The 17,562-nt window shown below is 37.5% G+C and carries 9 protein-coding genes; 5 read left to right on the plus strand and 4 right to left on the minus strand.

The window, feature by feature from the left end:
* Positions 1 to 289 precede the first annotated feature (289 nt).
* The 5 genes from L1283_RS27295 (at position 290) to L1283_RS27315 (ending at position 5,325) form a co-directional block, all read left to right on the plus strand.
* Positions 290 to 412, plus strand: a complete 123-nt coding sequence (locus L1283_RS27295; RefSeq protein WP_262511806.1) for a hypothetical protein — start codon at positions 290 to 292, stop codon at positions 410 to 412.
* A gap of 183 nt (positions 413 to 595) precedes the next feature.
* Complete coding sequence (locus L1283_RS27300; protein WP_070564608.1) at positions 596 to 859, plus strand: hypothetical protein; 264 nt, start codon at positions 596 to 598, stop codon at positions 857 to 859.
* Between the two features lie 83 nt (positions 860 to 942).
* Complete coding sequence (locus L1283_RS27305; RefSeq protein ID WP_070564610.1) at positions 943 to 1,704, plus strand: GLPGLI family protein; 762 nt, start codon at positions 943 to 945, stop codon at positions 1,702 to 1,704.
* A 3-nt stretch (positions 1,705 to 1,707) separates the two neighbouring features.
* Positions 1,708 to 4,377, plus strand: coding sequence for a carboxypeptidase-like regulatory domain-containing protein (locus tag L1283_RS27310; protein ID WP_286849591.1), 2,670 nt, complete (start codon positions 1,708 to 1,710; stop codon positions 4,375 to 4,377).
* 402 nt (positions 4,378 to 4,779) lie between these two features.
* Positions 4,780 to 5,325 (plus strand): hypothetical protein, encoded by a 546-nt coding sequence (locus L1283_RS27315; RefSeq protein ID WP_115049159.1) that lies wholly within the window; start codon positions 4,780 to 4,782, stop codon positions 5,323 to 5,325.
* Here the strand turns inward: L1283_RS27315 and L1283_RS27320 are convergent.
* The 4 genes from L1283_RS27320 to L1283_RS27335 all read right to left on the minus strand — a co-directional run bounded on the left by L1283_RS27320 (position 5,272) and on the right by L1283_RS27335 (position 17,394).
* Positions 5,272 to 9,861: an NACHT domain-containing protein gene (locus tag L1283_RS27320; RefSeq protein WP_115049157.1), complete on the minus strand. Its 4,590-nt coding sequence runs from the start codon at positions 9,859 to 9,861 to the stop codon at positions 5,272 to 5,274. The two genes, L1283_RS27315 and L1283_RS27320, sit on opposite strands and share 54 nt — an antisense overlap.
* 195 nt (positions 9,862 to 10,056) lie before the next feature.
* On the minus strand, positions 10,057 to 12,672 hold the full coding sequence (locus L1283_RS27325) for an AAA family ATPase (RefSeq protein ID WP_115049155.1): 2,616 nt from the start codon (positions 12,670 to 12,672) through the stop codon (positions 10,057 to 10,059).
* 126 nt (positions 12,673 to 12,798) lie between these two features.
* Positions 12,799 to 16,698 carry a hypothetical protein gene (locus tag L1283_RS27330; RefSeq protein ID WP_115049153.1) on the minus strand — a complete coding sequence of 1,300 codons (3,900 nt, stop codon included), beginning with the start codon at positions 16,696 to 16,698 and terminating at the stop codon, positions 12,799 to 12,801.
* A 546-nt stretch (positions 16,699 to 17,244) separates the two neighbouring features.
* A complete protein-coding gene (locus L1283_RS27335) occupies positions 17,245 to 17,394 on the minus strand; it encodes a hypothetical protein (RefSeq protein WP_429626717.1) in 150 nt (49 codons plus the stop codon).
* Positions 17,395 to 17,562 lie beyond the last annotated feature (168 nt).

Genomic DNA, 17,562 nt, shown 5'->3' on the forward strand with positions numbered 1-17,562 from the left:
CTAAATGTTCTCCGTGTACGTGACATAATATTGCTAATTTAATCTATTTATTTCATACCTTAAATTTATGTCTAGTTTTAGGGGAGCAGCATATTCATACAAATTTTTCTCTAAACACCTGAATAAGTTACTTATGGTTTCCCGTAACCAGTCCTACTTTCAAACCCATGCCTTAGCCTAACAATCTTTAATAATCTTGAAAGTTAATATCTATAAACATATTAATTCAAAATAAATAATGTATATTAGGCTTAAGTATCAACCTTGCCCGATTGAAAGGTTGCATGCCATGATAGTAACCATGACCAATTCCAACCTTCCAATAGCGGCCAATGTTGTCATCGGTACCACTGTCTTTAGCGATATAGGAAAGAGCTATGTAGAGTTCTTTGGCGGTCGCCTATTCGTGTAATTTACTATAAGTCGATAATTTCTTAAGTGTGTTATGTGATAGATATGTAAATAATAGTAGTTATGGGGGATTTTAATTAATTCAGACAATTTTTTGTTTACTACACATTTGTGTAAATTTCAAAAAACCATATTATAGATGTGATTTTTATAAATATATTCGATATTATATTAAATATAAATTATGAAAAAAAGTATTTTAAAGATGATGCTACTAGGTGGTGTTATCTTTGGAGCGAGCCAAGTTCAAGCATCAACCATTGCTGAAGAAGTTCCGGTTGCACAAATGGAAGCGATGGTTGAACAGGACAGTCCTGTCCCATGTCTTTTAGGCGTCGTAATTCGCGGCGAACAGATGCAAGGACATTACCCAGATGATGTTCTTGACCGTATCTTAGAAATTGAAATGCAAAAATGTTTTGAAGGTACTCACTCTACACAACAATAAAATTCATAGTCTAAGAACTATGTTGGTTATTTAAATAATAAATATGGTTGGGTATTTGCTCAACCATATTCAAAATTTAAAAAATGAAACTAAAACACATCTTTCTTCTTTTTATATTGATCTTCATTATGAAGGTCAAGTCCAACGCACAGGAAGTTGCCGGCCATGCTCATTATGCTGTATTAAGGAGTACTGATAGTATTAATAATGGCCCTGAAGGTCTATGGGTGCTGAACGCATATCCCTTTGTTCCAAAGATGGCTGCAATGATGCGTTTTAAGCTGGAATTTACAACCACAAAATCTATGTTTAACCGGGTAAAGACCATTGAACTTGAAAAAGTTTCGAATGAAGATATTAAAATAACCGAAGGGTTAGTCGGTTATAAAGATACGAGCTGGCATGATGCTTCGTATTTTTACAGTTTTGATAGGGATATTAGAAAAGGTATGGACAAAAAAGGACTTATATTGAAGACCCATAACAATTTTGACTGGAAAATCAGTGAGGAAACGAAAAAAATAGGTGAGTTTACGTGCTATAAAGCAAAAGGAGATAAAGTAATAAGCTATAGGGAGGGCGGCGAATACAAAATTAGAAAAACACCTGTTATTGCCTGGTTCTGTCCCGAAATTCCTATACCCTTTGGCCCTGTCTTCGCACGTGACCTACCAGGTTTGATATTTGAGTTTCAATATGACGGTATTGTCTACGGACTAACTGACATTAACTTAACAGGAAAGGCTGACATTGCTCCATTGCCAGATAAAGAAATCCTGACAAAAGAACAATGGCGGGAAAGGTTATATAAACTAGCCAAAGAATTAAATGTTCCTTATCAATAGCTTGTGACGTTAAGATTTATACTATTATTTATTCTCTTATTTGTTCTTCCCCCTAGTTTACCGGCGCAACAAAGCTTGCTAATTAAAGGTCTTGTTGTTGACGAGAGTGACAAACCGTTGGAGAACGCAAGTATCGTGATCAAGCGTATTCCTTCTTCCGGAAGTGCTCCCTTATTTCAGAAAAGTGATCAGCAGGGCCATTTTCAGTTTGAATTTCCGAACGTAGGAAAAATTGAGCTCACAATCTCCAGATTAGGCTATCAAAAAGTTGTTGATACCTTAGATAATCAGTCAGCAGAACGGAAAATCAAATACAAATTATTAAAATCTGTCCAGAAACTTGATGAAGTAAAGATTGACTACCGATACCGCGCGGTGGAAATTGCCAAAGATACCATCCGTTTTTCTGCCGATTACTTCAGGGACAGTACCGACCGAAAATTACAGGATCTTATTGAAAAGATGCCTGGCTTTTCCATCGAAGATGGAAAAGTGCGTTTTCAGGGAAAGCAGGTCAATGTAACCTTAGTGGAAAATGAACGCTTTTTTGGTGGCGGCAGTAAGCTCGCTATCGAGAATATTCCCGCTAATGCAGTAGACAAGGTTGAGATGATCAGTAGATTTTCCCAAAACGACCTGCTGAGAAACGTCCAGGTAAATGATCAGCTTGCCATGAACGTCAAACTGAAAGAGAATAAGAAGAATTTCATCTTTGGAGATCTTGAATCTTCATTGGGAAGCGAAAAATCTTACAAGGAACACGCCGCCCTATTTTATTACTCACCGGCAAAAACCATGTCTTTTATTGGGGATATCAATAATATCGGTACTTCACCGGTATCCAAGGAAGATATCGATCGCGTGCAGGGCGCCGAGTTGCAGTATTTTTCAAATTCAGTTCCCAAGGATGGTCTGACGGGTTACAATCGTGACAATCGAAATGTGATAAAAAACATCAATAAATTCGCCGCATTCAACGGTTTTCAAAAGATCCTAAAAAAGAAGTTGAGCGTAAATCTCTATGGCGTATATTCCGAAAACAGACTGGGCACCATTTTAGAAGGCACTAATCATTATTCTTTTCCCGACCTTCGGTATACAGAACAAACCAATATGCGTTCTTCGCAGGTTAATAGGCAGGCGTCTTTCAATATTTCGAGCAATTTTAAGCCAAGTCCATATTTTAGCTTGGATTATAACCTGGGTACATTCTGGACAATGCCCAAGCAGCAGGTGCATACTAACAATGTCATTGACAGATTTGGAGTAGACAACAATAGTATACAAATCCAGGATGGACATTCTGTTGTTTTAAAGCAATACCTGGAAGGTAGCTGGAAGCATTCTTTGCGAAGTTACAGCTCATTTGCTTTCCAGCATCAGTATACCTCGGAGAGAGACAATTTCTCCCTTTCTTCGGACAGCCTTTTCCTGCGTGGTTTTATACGTTTTGATTCTATGGCGAACTATAGTATAGTGAGACCTGTGGAGCGGAAGAAGCATCTTTTCAATGGGTCTTATAAATACTATTGGGTCATCAATCAAAACCAGCAACTTCACCTGGAAGTCAACTCCCAAAATGAATTATTACGGCAGAATGGGCAGTCAGTTGGAGCCCAGGATACAACCGGGGCACAGTTATTTGATCACGGACAATATTATCGAAACAGCAGCAATTATTTGGGTGGGAGCTATCGGTTGGACTTTGATAAGTTAAAAATATTATTTTCTTTAAAGCAGTATTACTTATATTTAATCAACCAGACTCCAACAAACTATAATCGTCATGGGCAATGGTTTCTACAACCGGAGGTGGATCTAAAATATGGGAAAAGTGCATTGGATGGATTTCGCCTTAATTACCGAAGAGGTTATACTTTTGCGACAGCAATGGACCTTAATCCGTCTTATTGGATTACAGGTTACAATAGTTTGTCTCGGGGAAATATCCTGCTGGAGGGACAGACATTCCATAAACTTACTTTTACCTATAACAATTTTAGACTTACAGACTTTCGGGTAATCCATTTTAACAGTACATTGACTTTGAAAGATAAGATCAAAGGGAACAGCCTTTTGACTTCTTCCTACGAGCAGTTGAAGACAGTGCAGTTGTTTGATCGACCTGATCTCAATTTCACCAATATCGGGGGGTATAGCATACGATATGGTAGGTTTGAACCGGGAGTATATCTATCCTCTATCCATATGAGGTTAGCACAAGGGATCGATAACAGCGAGATTTATCTACGGCAGAATACGGTTTCGACAGACCTTTCCTTAAGATGGTTTATACCAAAGCTTGCTGATGTAAAATTAGCCTGGACAAGAACAGATAGCTGGCAAAAGAGTTTGGCAGATAATCAAAAGGTCGCGCTCAATAAATGGAGCATTACCGGGAAATATCAGCTGAAGAATCTTGTATTTAAAACAGACTGGAGTCTCTTGAAAACAGGGCTGGGTGATAGCAGTGCTGATCCAACTACTATAAATGGAAATTTTGAAGTGCGTTACCAGAAAGTAAAATCTCCATTCAGTTTTTATATTCAAGGGCTAAACGTGTTAAAAAATACAAGCTACCGAACTGCGGTACTGACAGAGTACATTAGTTCCGAAAAAATCATCTATACGATGCCCCGTATTTTTCTATTGGGTTTATCGTATAGTCTATGATATTTCATACTATTTGCTCCTTCCATTCTATGCACATCATAGATTATTTGGTCCAATATCGCCACAACATTGCATACTAAATAAGGGTTGAATGCCTAGAGCCTAAGGATTCCTGTAACCAATCCTACTTTCAAACCAATACCTTCGCATTACAGTTTGTATTAACCTTGAAAGTTAATAGCTGTAGACCTATTAATTCAGCATAAATAATGTATATTAGGCTCGGGTATTAACCTTGCCCGATTGAAAAGTATAATGCCATAATAGTAACTAATAACAGTAGCATTTATGTTGATTTTAATAGTTATAAAGATGATCACTATATCAATCAAAAAAATTGAAGGACATATCAGATTGCTAAGCGAACAGCTTTATTAGTCGATTTAAAAACTGACACCACGAATGAGAAATAAGATATTGACACTATTACTTTTATTAACAACCTTAATATCCTACGGACAAAAGAAAATGGAACAGACATTCTTCACGTGGGACAATTTTGTTGGCGGATTTGCCAAAGAAATGATTTCTGTCGAAGACGTTTTTAATAGTATGGTAAAGAGTGGTCTTAAAGACAACTGCTTAACAAAAATGGACTTTACTTTTATCTCAGATAAAAGTGAGAACTTACAAAAGCTTGGAGAATCTATCAAGGTACACTATCCATACACTGTTCAAGAAGTTAAGAAATACGGAAAATTGTGGGAACTAAACGGCGAGACAAATGAAATTCCAATGACAGCCGACAACTTACTTTTTTGGGGTTTGGATATGTATAAAAGAGGTTTTGAATTTGACGCGAAACATGATGCTTACGGTGGACCTTTTGATCCAAAGGAACAGAAATTTCCAGTAATTGACTCAACAAAGGCGCACTATTATTTTGACAAAGGTTTAGCTGAGTGTGTCAATATAAGCTGGGAGTATTCTTTTGATTACCTCAGCTAGTTGCATTTCATCCGCCCCAAAAATCTTTGCAGCTTCTATTAGACTAGGATGGTTAAATATGTCGTTATGCGACAGATAATTAGGGAATATTTTGATGAAAAATTGTTCAAATTTTTCCTTTTTCCAATCATTGAGTGCTGGGTGATCTTGCCAAAGTGCCAGCGTACTATTCAAAAGCTGTTGGCGTCCATAATAGTGGAGATCTTCATCGTCAAGTTCCAAGATAATGTTCAAGAAACCCAGATATTGCGAGACGCTACAGATTTCCCGAATTGCCTCAAGCTTTTTCTCTGCACTGCGATATTCGCCAGCGGAGTCTTTTAGAAAGGATTTGATGGCTGCAGAATCGTTGGGGTTGAGGTTTTGGGGTAGATTGATTCTCTGCTCATTGTTGGATATCGGCTGAATTTGACATGTTTTGTCTTTTTTTTCATAGAATGATAAAAATATATCAATATCTGCGATTAAGATACTGCCTTCTTGGAGCTTCGAACGTAATACTTTGACCATTTCTGGCCTGCGGTAATTTGGACAGTCATAACGAATCAATTGAAATATCTCGGTTGCGATTGCATCGACAAAAACGGATTTTTTTGTTACTAGCGCTTCCAATAACTGATTACAGTGCCTAACGAAATTATTGCCATAAGAGCTATTTACATATAATAAAGCACCTGCCATTTCTGGTTCAATCATCTTTCTGTTAAATGCCTGCTCTATCGCCGGTACAATAGAATATTTTAATTTAATGAAGCGTAGATGGTCCCATCGGCAAACCAGTGCAATTGTACCTTTTGGATCCAGGTGAGCTGATCCATCAATCGCTTCTTCCCAGGGAAAGTTATCCCAGTTTTTTAGACGGCTGTGCGCATACTCAACAAAACGGGTGAACATGTAGGCAGTTTCTGGATAAATACCGTTTGAAGAACTAGAGAGTTGTGCAATGAACTTGATCTGGTCAAAGCCTTCAATATCCATTTCGGATACGGTTTCAACCATTTTCTTAAAATATGCTTGGCCAACAGAGTGATCAATTTTTCCGCCAATTCTAACACAGGTCAAGAAGTCACTTATCTTACCACTGGCGTCGGTCTGTGCATCGTAAATCAGGTCATCTGCTTCCTTTAACAATGCTAAAGTTGAAATATGGGCAGTTTTACATCGTGAAATATTGTTAGCTATTCCCAGAAGTAGAGAAATATGGTTATCTTTTGTACAAAAACAGTCTTTTAGTAATTTGATATAGCGATTTTTGTCTTCAATATAAATGGCAATGTCGCTAAAGACTTCTCCATAATACACATTAAAGTGTGGTAATTCCCGATTATATGCATATAAACTGTAATTACGGTGCAATAATCTACTATGAGCCTCAATTTCATCAAGAAATGTTTTCTCATCGATCTTCTGTGCGAGGAATTTTGCCCTGAGGGAATAGAAAGGCAACACTGCTCCGAAGAGATTATCTAACCGTTCTTTTTCCTCCTTCGTGGATTCTGACATGCTAAGGTTCCTGTCATCAGTCTTCTTAAATCTTTTTGGGTATAACTGTTCAATGGTTAATGTCGTATCATGTACAGCGCTAAACAATGCTTTGGATCGGAAAAGCATATCCAAATGGGCAAACTCTTTGTCATTTCTGAAGTTTGACCGATAAAAACGTGGAAAACTATTGAGAGGGCTAATTGTCGAGTATTGAAGGAGTTTGAGAATCTCACTGTTTTCTTCACCATGTACCGCTAGATATTCCGCAATATGAATTACCTTTTGTTTAGTGCTGAAATTTAGTAAATGCCTTCCATTAAAAGCATCATCTAGTTCGTTTCCCAAATTGAAGGTATCAAAAGGGACCTTTACACCAGCAGTAAAGTATGCAGATATAATGTTCAACCTGGCTGGTAATTTCCATTGAAAACTACTAACAGCTTCATCAACTTCATTGATAGTACCATAATCGAGACTATTTTTTAGGAGTAGCTGTGCAACAATATCCATCTTATGGTAAAAACGTCTCCAAAGCCAGTTCATTGCTTCCTTTACATTCTCCAAACGGCAAATGGCTTCGGTGGCAAATGCTAAATCAATTATATCTATTTGATAAAACTCGCGTTCTTTCCAAGGCTCACGAGTACGCCAATCTAACCAAGAGTGTGCTGTTTTTAAATGAGCTTTAGCTTCATTTATTGTACCAGTATTTCTTGCATATACAGCAGCACAACGATAGTGCACTGGTCCATACCAAGTCAAACGATCCGATTTGAAATATAGATTTTCTACAGTATTTCGATCTCCATACATTGCTGTTAAGTCTGCATTAGAAAGTAACGTTTCTGTTAGAGTGTCATCAGTCTTGGCAGCCTCAGCCGCTAAAATTTGTAATTTTAAGAAATCAACTATTTTCTTCTCTCTCAACGAAAGCTTCATTGCCTGGCGTGTCCGATCGATAGCAATTTCTTTTAGTATGACAGGATCTTTAGGAACTACTAGATACTTTTTATTAAAGACAATACTCTTTAATTCTTCATAACGCTCGGTTAATAGTAGAAAGTTTCCAATATGTTTGCTCGCATATTCCTCTCTATCCGCTTGAGCAAGCAAAATAGATGCTATGTTTTCAAGATCGGAGTAGTTTGAAGGATAGTGCTGTCTTAAATAAGCTTCGAAGTCCTCATCGGTAAACATTAGCGCGCCATCCTTTAGTACGACTCCCTGCGCGGTATCTATCACTAAATCCTTAATCACCGTTTCTTTGGCAGCCGCTAATTCGCATAGCAGAGTTAATGGAAAAGGCCTAGGTAACAAGATCATGTATCGAAATACCGTTTCCATCAATTCCCTATTGCCAAGTTTGGAACTGACGAAATCTAAGTTTACGCTTATTAGATCATCAACTGTTTTTCCATCAGGCTTTAATGGTTCAAGTAGTTTATCTAAGCCAGCTTCTTGATTAGCCAAGGCGTAGGTTTGCACTCTTGGAATTCCTCTTGTGAGATCGTGAAATTGTTTAATTTGATTGGAATTTGCTTCAGGAAAAATAGCTGTCAGCCGTTTTTGAGTTTCCTCTTGAGTAAATGGCTCCAGTTCTATAGATCGGTGTCTCACGGGTAGGTGTAAACTTCCTAGGCGATGTGTTCGAGTCGTTAATAATAGTGTACAACCTGGGGGCAATGCCATTTTAACTATTTCTTCGACAAAAGAGGATTCAGAAGAATGTTCGGCAGCCGTGATGCTATTGTCGGCCGCGTCTATTATGATAACAACTCTAGCATTAGGCTGGACATTTCTTACAATTTCGCTCGCGATCTTTAAGCGATCAAGAAATTCGCGAAAGAAAACTTCAATTGGTTGACCTGGAGGAAGCAACATAAAAGGTGAGCCAGTTTTGATAGCGAGTTCATTACAAATTTGCATCAAGGCCCAATCCGCTTTATGGCGCTTATCCACTACATCCATATAAGAGCCGGCCCCATAGCAGTCAAAGACAATGCTTACACAGTCCCTAGGCAAATTTTGCTCTATTAACCTCACTATGGTACTTTTCCCCATACCTGCACCTGCATGGAGGCATATCGGGCTATTTTCTGAATCAAAAATGGCATCGATAATATTTTCTGATTGTTTGCGAGGTACTAAGACATTGTCGTAATCAAATTTTGCCGGGACAGGAAGTAATTTTTCTACCGCACTAAAGTTAAATGTCTTAAGGATATCTATGATCGTTAATTTGTTTTTTATGCGGTTTTCAGGCATCATCTTATTCCAGATCTTGACGTGCAAACTGTCATAATTTCTTGCGCTCTCAATACCATTAACTCTTGAAATAGATAGAATGATTTCTTCTTTCAAAACAGATCGCGATGCCACACCACATTCCGAAAAGTCCAACAGTCTTAAAAAGTCAGTAAACTTGCCAGATGGTAGCGAGGAAGCTGCTAGAAGTTTGTCTAGGGCGTCATGCATTTTTGCATCGATTAGAGCCTTGAGCTTTGCGAAGCTGAATTTGTTGGGATGTAGAGAAAGTATATTTTGAGTTTTTTCTATCACTTCAGCAGATGACTCTACGAATGGCCTGTTGCTGATCAATTTAAGGGTTAATTTGTCAAGTACGATATTTCTGTCGAACTTGCATTCGTAGCCACTGTAAATTTCAGCTAAGCGATGAATGATTGAACCAGTATACTTATGCTTTTTACCCTGGCAGATTGAAGCGATACTCCAGGGAGTATTACTGTGCCGGGTACTGTATTTTAGCTGTGAAAAAACAACCTTGTTGGCGCTTTCAAAATCCTCTCCACCAAAATACTCACCAAGGTCTACACCAAGCATCTTATCTCCATCAGGGTCAATATCCGTTGCATCATTAATAATCGTGCCTTCCAGTGTCAACGCTTTCAGGCCATCATCATCCAAATTTATGAGCTCGACTGATTTCCGAACAGCCCATAGAACGTGAAAATCGTCTCCGGCATTGGATTCAGGAGCGTCCGTTACTTTCCTTTTTTTTGTGTCATCAACTGTGGCTTTCTTTTTTGTCATCAGGGAGCAGTAATATAAATAGCTTTAAATGTTTAAATATACTAAAAATGGCAGATGCTTTTTACGAGGAATGTTGTAATCCACACTCTGTTTATATCACGGTCAACACAAGTAACATCTTCAGTTCATCATGCCATTTTAGCTTTTCATCTAAATTTTTAACCTAATTTAAAATGCATTATTGTCGTCATATGATTATTGCCTTCTAGTCCTAATTGCTTTTATAAAATCCTCCAAAACTTTTATATCAGCCAAAAATTCTGCGGCGTCAGGGATTTGTTCATTCAATGCTCCTGCACTATCATGCCCTAAAAAACAGGTAGAACATTTTGACATATTAATATCAATGATATCGTAATCGGCCTGAGTCAGATCGATAACTTTTGAAAGTCGTTTTGTTTGGATTTCACGTCCAAATCTCTTTATCACTTCATGCAACACAACTTCCTCTATCGCCCTTTCCCATGTCTCTCGCAGTTTTCCATAAAGTGGTTGTACTGCTGCTCTATACGCTTCATCAGTTTCGCTTTTCTCTATCTGACTAACTTTTACTTGGTCCGTCTTTAGTATACCAATCCTTGTTTTTACAGGCAAAGTATCCCATGGGGGATTAGTGGCAACAATACCAGTTTCTTGTATCTTTCTTGTAAGGCTCTTCACTTCTATATTAACGCTGCTTCTTTCGCCATGTTCCTGTAGCATCAGGAGAAATGAGATGTCATGTGTAAAGACAATGACCTGTCTAATTTTAGATTCTTCAACAATGCGATGTGCAATTTTATTTCTCCACTTGTGATCAAGCGAAGAAACAGGGTCGTCAAAAATTATTGCACTGGAGTGATCAGATAATGTCAATTCGGATAAAAACGTGGCAAGGGCGATGCATCTATGTTCTCCTTCACTTAAAATATCTTTTAGAGGCATATTAACGGCATGGGGCTCGTTAAGTTTTAGAAAATGGTATTGCTTTCCTTTTACGCCTTTGGTGCCGGCTTCAACTTTAATGTTTTTAAATCCAAGTACCCGAAGTTCGTCCTGAAATTTGCTTTGCAATGTCTGAGTTACGTAAGAAGAGGCGAGCTGATTACTCAGCGACGTAGAAGTTCTAGTATGGCACTGACCTTTACAAGTTGCAAGCATTTTTGCCTTTTTCAGACGAAAGACTTCTCTTCCTATTCTAGAATATGATGCACGAAGTTTTTCCGTATTATTCAGTTCTCTGAACTCATCTTCTAGCGGCTGCAATTCATCTGCTATGGATAAAGATTGCAATCGCACGTTTTCTGTCTCCAGCTGAGCTATTATACTTTCTATAAATTCCTTTGAGTTTTCTGTCAATTCAGGTATCGGCATTAACGGGTCCGATTTCTCACGAAGATTCTTTAAATGTAAATTCCGAACTCTTTCTAGTTCGGAAATATAGGTCACATTCTTGCGTCTAAAGTCTGGGTCATCTGATTCGAGTTCAGCTATTGTTGGTTCGAAACTCGCAAAATCGAAATTAAGGTCTTCCAAAGATTTAATCTGAGCATTATATAGCTGATCAGCACTATCGAAAAGTTGTTGGGTATCAAGTTTAATGAATTCTTCAAAAGATTTGAATCTACCTTTTGCTTCAGCATTCAATGTCTGTAAACATAGGGGACAATTACTTTCAACTTCCGTTTCAGGAAAAACTTCCGAATTTTTGCTTTCATTGTAGAATTTACGAGCACTCTCCCATAATTGTTTCCAGGTATCACCTCCAACTTTGTTCATTGGTAAGTTAGAAAATGCGTCCTCAGAAGATATTCTTAATGCTTCTGCTGTAGTTTTATAGTCGCTTAAAACTGTTGCAATTTGATCTACTGCCTCAGGAGTTAACAGGTTTGTTTCAAGTGATTTAAACTTGTTTTTTAGAACTTTAAGGCGATTTATCTTCGCGGTGTTGTTCAAAATAGCCGTTAAAGGATCTGTTGCCATCAAAGCTAAAATTGCAGATGAAAGATCTTTTTTTCTCTGTTCTTTGGTAGCATCCCAATAACATGCACTCCAAATTTGAGCCCGCGTGGTGGAATGGTTTAGCCCATCTATAAACACCTTGGCCTTGGTGTTATCTTCGATATGCAACAATTGGACATCGAATTTTCCGCCAGCCAATGAAATGCTTTCTACCTCTAATTCTTCTTCAATTGTTTTCAGACATAACGCAAATTTTTCAATCAAAGCGAGGCCGCTAGGTATAAATGCAATCTCATCTTCTCCAGCAATGTAATGCTGTGCACTGAAAGAATCAAACACACTAATCTTTTTTAACGCGCCATCACTGACCGAACCATTTACTAACGAAATAGTCTTGCTAGTTCCACTACTATCCAAATATTCAACCAGGGCTTGGCTGGCTATTGAAGAGCCTGATGAATTATAAAGGTTTGGATTAATTTGCGGTTTGCTCCCTCTGGTATTACAAACATGTTTCAGTATAGATGTATAACTTGATTTTCCGGAACCGTTATCTCCATATACAACTGATAATCCTGTGTCTGAAAATTCTAAACTTGCACCGCCAGATAAGGCATTAATGTTTTGTATGCTATGAATCTTGGATAATGTGATATTGGAACTTGTGGTAGAAGCTGCAATAAATGACCGTAATGAGACAAAATCTACAGGCGTATACGATACGTTGAGTAATCCGTTTTCTGTTTTACATACATTTTTTATCTCATCCAAATCACTTCTCGTGAGTGTATTATTACGAATGAGTCTTTCTATGGCAATTTGCCAGAAATGGGGCTTTTGTTCAACCCAGTCAACAATTTCTGAGAACATATTTTTTTAAGTTTATCGATTAGGGGAGTCCAAAATATATTTGAGCTTAACTTGTAATTTTGGAACTATATATTTGTATTTATAAATATTAAATTAGTTTATAGCTGTCAGTCAGCTGAGCCAACACTATTTTATCTGTAAGCATTCGTGCAAAGCAGCCAGAATCTGAGCTTTGGAATAAGTCATTTCTCTTCTGAGACCTTCCGATAAAAAATGAGTAAATGAAGTATTAGCATCCGTAATTTCAGACAATGAGTTTTGGATCTTTGCAGCATATTCATACTCTGCCTCTTCAAGCCATTTTTCTTCAATTTCAGATTTTTTATTGAGACGGATGCGATGTTCTGACAACTGCCATAGTTCAATCAATATCTTCACTTGCATTTCCATCTTTTTGGTTGCATTGGGAATATCCGGCATACTTATATCAGGTAGTGTAGATAAGATTTCAGCGCTCAACGCGACCGGCAGAGGAAATAATCCCTTTAGTGAAATGTTTGGGTCACCACTTATATAGGATGATAGTGCTGAAAAAAAATCTCTTCTGAACCTAACAGCTCCAGTCGCCGTACTATTTTTTACGCTGATTATAGTAAAAAAGTCGCAGGCAGCTTCTTTTAAACCAGATAGGGCTGAAGACAATGATAGAATTACATCTGCATCCGCTAGGTCTATATTTTCAACACCAAATGTGTAATAGGTTAAAGTGCTTGTCTCGATAGAAGAGTTGGATGTGATAAACCTATAAGTCGTTGACTGTTCGACTTTTTTTAGTATCCTGTCTACATGTCTTATCAGTTTCGACTCTTCAGTTTTCCACCAATCTTCCACAGCTACACGTCCTACATGGACTAGGCCAGTCAATTCCAGTGGGAGATGAGAGACATAGTAAAGAACACTTGTATACATACGCTTATATGTTGTATTTTCATCAATGCAAAGGCTCCCTGAATCAAAATAGGCTATCGTCTTATGTTCCATTTGAGCAAAGGCCTGCTGCATTTTTTGGAGATCCAAGTAAAGCGCTTTTAGATTTATTAAAGCAACATGTCTTGCTTGTTCATCTTCTGGCAAAAATATATTCAACAATTGACTGTTAAACTTAGCGAGAGAGTCGAGCCAGCTGTCAATGGTGGCCTGTTCATCTGCAAAGTCTTTGGGTTCAAAGTACTTCCTCTCATAGCTTGGATAGGCTTTTCTCAGCGCTAGCGCATTAGCCAGCTCCTTCTTTCTTTGGTCTATAGTCGAAGCAGATTTTTTTCGTTTTTCTAAATTACCTTCTAAAAGAGAGTCTACGAATGTGATCGAATTTTTCGCCCAGGCTATCCCTAACTGACGAACATTGAGGATGCTGTTTTGCCAAGCGTATGCCGATCCTTCTTCATAGTTCCTAGTAATAGCTACTGTCCAAAGCTTATTTAAGTGCTGGTTAAATGTATCACCTATTGCCTCAGAGGACAGCTTTTTAATTGACGCATTACGTGTAACAGCAATTATTTCTTCCGATGGAAACGGAAGCAGTATAGCTTCGGTTGAATAGAGATTGAAATAGGGGAAAAATGCATGCATTAAATTTATCCGATACATACTTAATTCATTTATCCTATCCAGCTCGTTATCTGCGAGCACATAGTTCATTTGAACATTTCCATCAGCTTCTTCAATGGTTAACGACCCTGTATGATACTTCAGGTAACTTATAAGTACATTTCGGTTAATTTCTATAAATTTCTGATATGTCGGAAGATCACTGATCCGAAAATAAAGCATTAACTCTTTAGCTTCATTTAGGGGTAATTCAACAATATTTGATATGGTAATTGATTGGCTTACAGATGGAAAGGTGGTGTTTATATTTAAAGCATTGAACCAGCGTATTAGAAATTCAAGCCCCTCATACGATTCAGGCAGGGTTTTCCGTTGATTTAATTTAGCTTGTAGGACTTTAGCAAATAGAAATACTTCTGTATTTTCAAAACTGTAGGTAGGAAGCTTTTGTTTTAATTCTATAAAACGTCTGAATGTTGCAGCTTTATCCCAGTTTAAATTTGCAAATTGTTCTAAGGAGTCAATTTTACTGAAAGGAACTGTACCCAATGAAAAAATCTCGATACCGCCCAAGCTGTATGCTTCATCAAAAACAGCCCGATTTTCCGACCAGTATCTCCTTGGTTCACTATGCATAATGCCGTCAAGCGCATACACCATGTCAGAGTATTTACCTTCGTATAGCAGCTCTGCTATCCCGTCATAGTATTGCTGTTTATTATCTTTGGTTAAGAGATCGGGGGCATTGATAAAAAAATCATGTCTTCTACTATCGCTATCGATCAATTTAAATAGATTGATGAGTGACATCTCAATGGGGATATTTTTATGCAGCAGATTTTTCATATGGCCAGATCTTATAGGATGAAGGCCTTCAATATATTGGCTATCAAAGTTTATTAAATACTCTTTTTCAAGCTCGCTGATAATAAAGTCACGATCCTGATCGAATCCAATCTCGTCTTTCACATATTTCAGTAATACTGATGTTTTTAACCGGATGGATAGACAATCCGCAAGAGTTGCCATCCGTAAAATTTCCAATTTAGCTCCCGAAGACTTTGTATTGTGGAGAGCGTTTAACTGGTAGCTTAATCTCTCCTCAATCATTTGACCCTGCGTAAGAAGGAATGTAAATTCGATCAGAAGACCTTTTTGGCTGACTCGTTCCCATAAAGGTTGCCATTCCTTAATTCCTGGATATATTTTTCCTTTTCTTTTAAGTTGTTCATAGATATCTCCAGCTTCTTTAAAGCTCAGGTAAATATCAACAATAGAAATATTAATCCTGGAGATATCTGCACCATAGCGATGCCAATCTTCCTCACGTGAGGTAATTATGAACTTAGCAGTTGTGTCCATAGTCCTTCTGACAACCTCAGGCCAGGCCTCGACAGCGGTTGTAAGGCCATCAATAATAACCAATAGTATTTCACCAATCAAAATTCTAGATTCGATAAACTCTGCAATAGAATTTACTTCGGCTGAGCTTTTGCAGTTATTAATTTGATATACAGTAAATGCAGTACATAATTGGAATCCAGTTTGCCAAGCCAGTGTCGATTTGCCTTGGCCACTTGACGATTTAATAAGCACTACATCCGAGCTGCTTACATTTCCGATGATCTGCTTTTGCCACACTTTTCTTTTCACAGGTAACCCTAAGGCGATATGTTGCGGTCTTGCAGCTTTTCCATCATAATAATCCTCTGCTTTATAGTTATGTTTTGAATCATAATCTACTTTTATGATCCAGTTATTTTTTACTGCCTCATTTGTGTGCGCTTTAGAGTAAGAATCTTTTACTTCTTGTATAACTGCATTTAAGTCGAGATAAGTGATTTTCTTTCGCTCTTTCGACCAGATGAGAATATGATAAAAAATTGATCTTAGGAACTGTAGCTCAGTACCGATGTTAATGTTCCAATCCTTGATTAAAATAGCCTGGATCTTTGCGTATAGGTCATTTAAAGGTTGAAATTCAAAGGACACCTTGCTGAAAAAATCGTTACAATCAACATTGGCATTATAAGTCTTAATTTTCTCAATCCAGAAATTTGGTACAACAGCCTTTTCCTTTCGGTTGATAAGTGTAGATAGGTTACCATTCGCAATATGCATATTGTAAACCAATTTAAATCTACTTTGAGAGCTTATTAGATAAGCGTCGATAAAATTTTGTAGAACGCCCATAGTCCAGAATGAACCTGCATCCATTTTATTGACAGAGGATTTGAGCTGGATATAAACACTGTCATTAGCATATATCTTAGAACAATTCAGATCAATATCTTCAATCCCTTCTAATGTTACAGTGCGTATGTTTGTACTGTCTGATAGCTCCTTTAGAAGGATATAACAACCATATAGGACTTGGTAGTGTATGCCTTTTATATTCACTGACCCACCAATTCTGCGCTGAAGTAGACCGCTTAACGATTCGTTGATTTTATTTAGAGTCGAGGGGGTAATTTCCATATTTCTGTTAATTATAGTGGCTTAAACCTAAAGATGGCAAATGTTCCTCGTTTTTCATAATGACAATATCAAAAACCTATCCGCATTATGCTTTATACTGTTGAGAGATTTACCTGCTATCCAGTGAACAAATATACCAACACTATAAAGTTTGAAATGCGGGAAACCGTATTGAAATTAATTTGTGAATGCAGATAAAGAGCTAGAAATCGTATCTATTTCCGAATATTTTGTGTCATTAGACAATCTAAAGACGTTCCAATCTGAGCAAAAAAATCTTCGAGATTGGTCATTTGAAGGTGCCCACCATTGATGGATATAAACTGAAAATTTGATTATTAATTTAATGAAGATTACCGCAACTGATCTTTAAACATATCGCTGCAAGTTGAAAGGCATCTCATACTTAAGAATAATCAGAATATAGTAGAAATTTTGACCAGAGATTTTCCCACTGGTATACTGAAGAAAGGTCGATGTTATTGTTCTTTCTAACACGGCAATGCAGGTACTAAAGGCGTCAGCCATCTATTGTTGTCAGACACATCAAATATTGATACCTATATCTTTATACATTTTCAAAATCTTCTCGAAAGGCTCTGAACCTTCCAATTCGCCAGAGTGAAAAAGCTCGCGTACTTTCTCAATGACAGCCTTTGAAAGCATTGTTCCACCAGATTTTGTTACTGTCTTCATGAGGTCATCCAATAGCATTGTTTGTCTAATGAATTTTGAATAATGGTCAATATTCTCTTCTGAATCCTCTCCGTGTCTCGTCCTGAAAAAACTTTACAGATTTAACCATTAGTCCTAAATAGATCTTACAGCATTTTTTGGTAATCCTGAAAATCCTTTACAATTATA

Origin of the sequence: Sphingobacterium sp. HSC-15S19 (genome assembly GCF_050433745.1) — a bacterium.
Taxonomy (GTDB): domain Bacteria; phylum Bacteroidota; class Bacteroidia; order Sphingobacteriales; family Sphingobacteriaceae; genus Sphingobacterium; species Sphingobacterium siyangense.

Bases quoted from the DNA above. Each gene is read 5' to 3' on its own strand.
- L1283_RS27320 (WP_115049157.1), bottom strand. From the start codon at position 9,861: ATGACAAAAAAGAAAGCCACAGTTGATGACACAAAAAAAAGGAAAGTA.
- L1283_RS27330 (WP_115049153.1), bottom strand. From the start codon at position 16,698: ATGGAAATTACCCCCTCGACTCTAAATAAAATCAACGAATCGTTAAGC.
- L1283_RS27325 (WP_115049155.1), bottom strand. From the start codon at position 12,672: ATGTTCTCAGAAATTGTTGACTGGGTTGAACAAAAGCCCCATTTCTGG.
- L1283_RS27295 (WP_262511806.1), top strand. From the start codon at position 290: ATGATAGTAACCATGACCAATTCCAACCTTCCAATAGCGGCCAATGTT.
- L1283_RS27300 (WP_070564608.1), top strand. From the start codon at position 596: ATGAAAAAAAGTATTTTAAAGATGATGCTACTAGGTGGTGTTATCTTT.
- L1283_RS27335 (WP_429626717.1), bottom strand. From the start codon at position 17,394: ATGAAGACAGTAACAAAATCTGGTGGAACAATGCTTTCAAAGGCTGTC.
- L1283_RS27315 (WP_115049159.1), top strand. From the start codon at position 4,780: ATGAGAAATAAGATATTGACACTATTACTTTTATTAACAACCTTAATA.
- L1283_RS27305 (WP_070564610.1), top strand. From the start codon at position 943: ATGAAACTAAAACACATCTTTCTTCTTTTTATATTGATCTTCATTATG.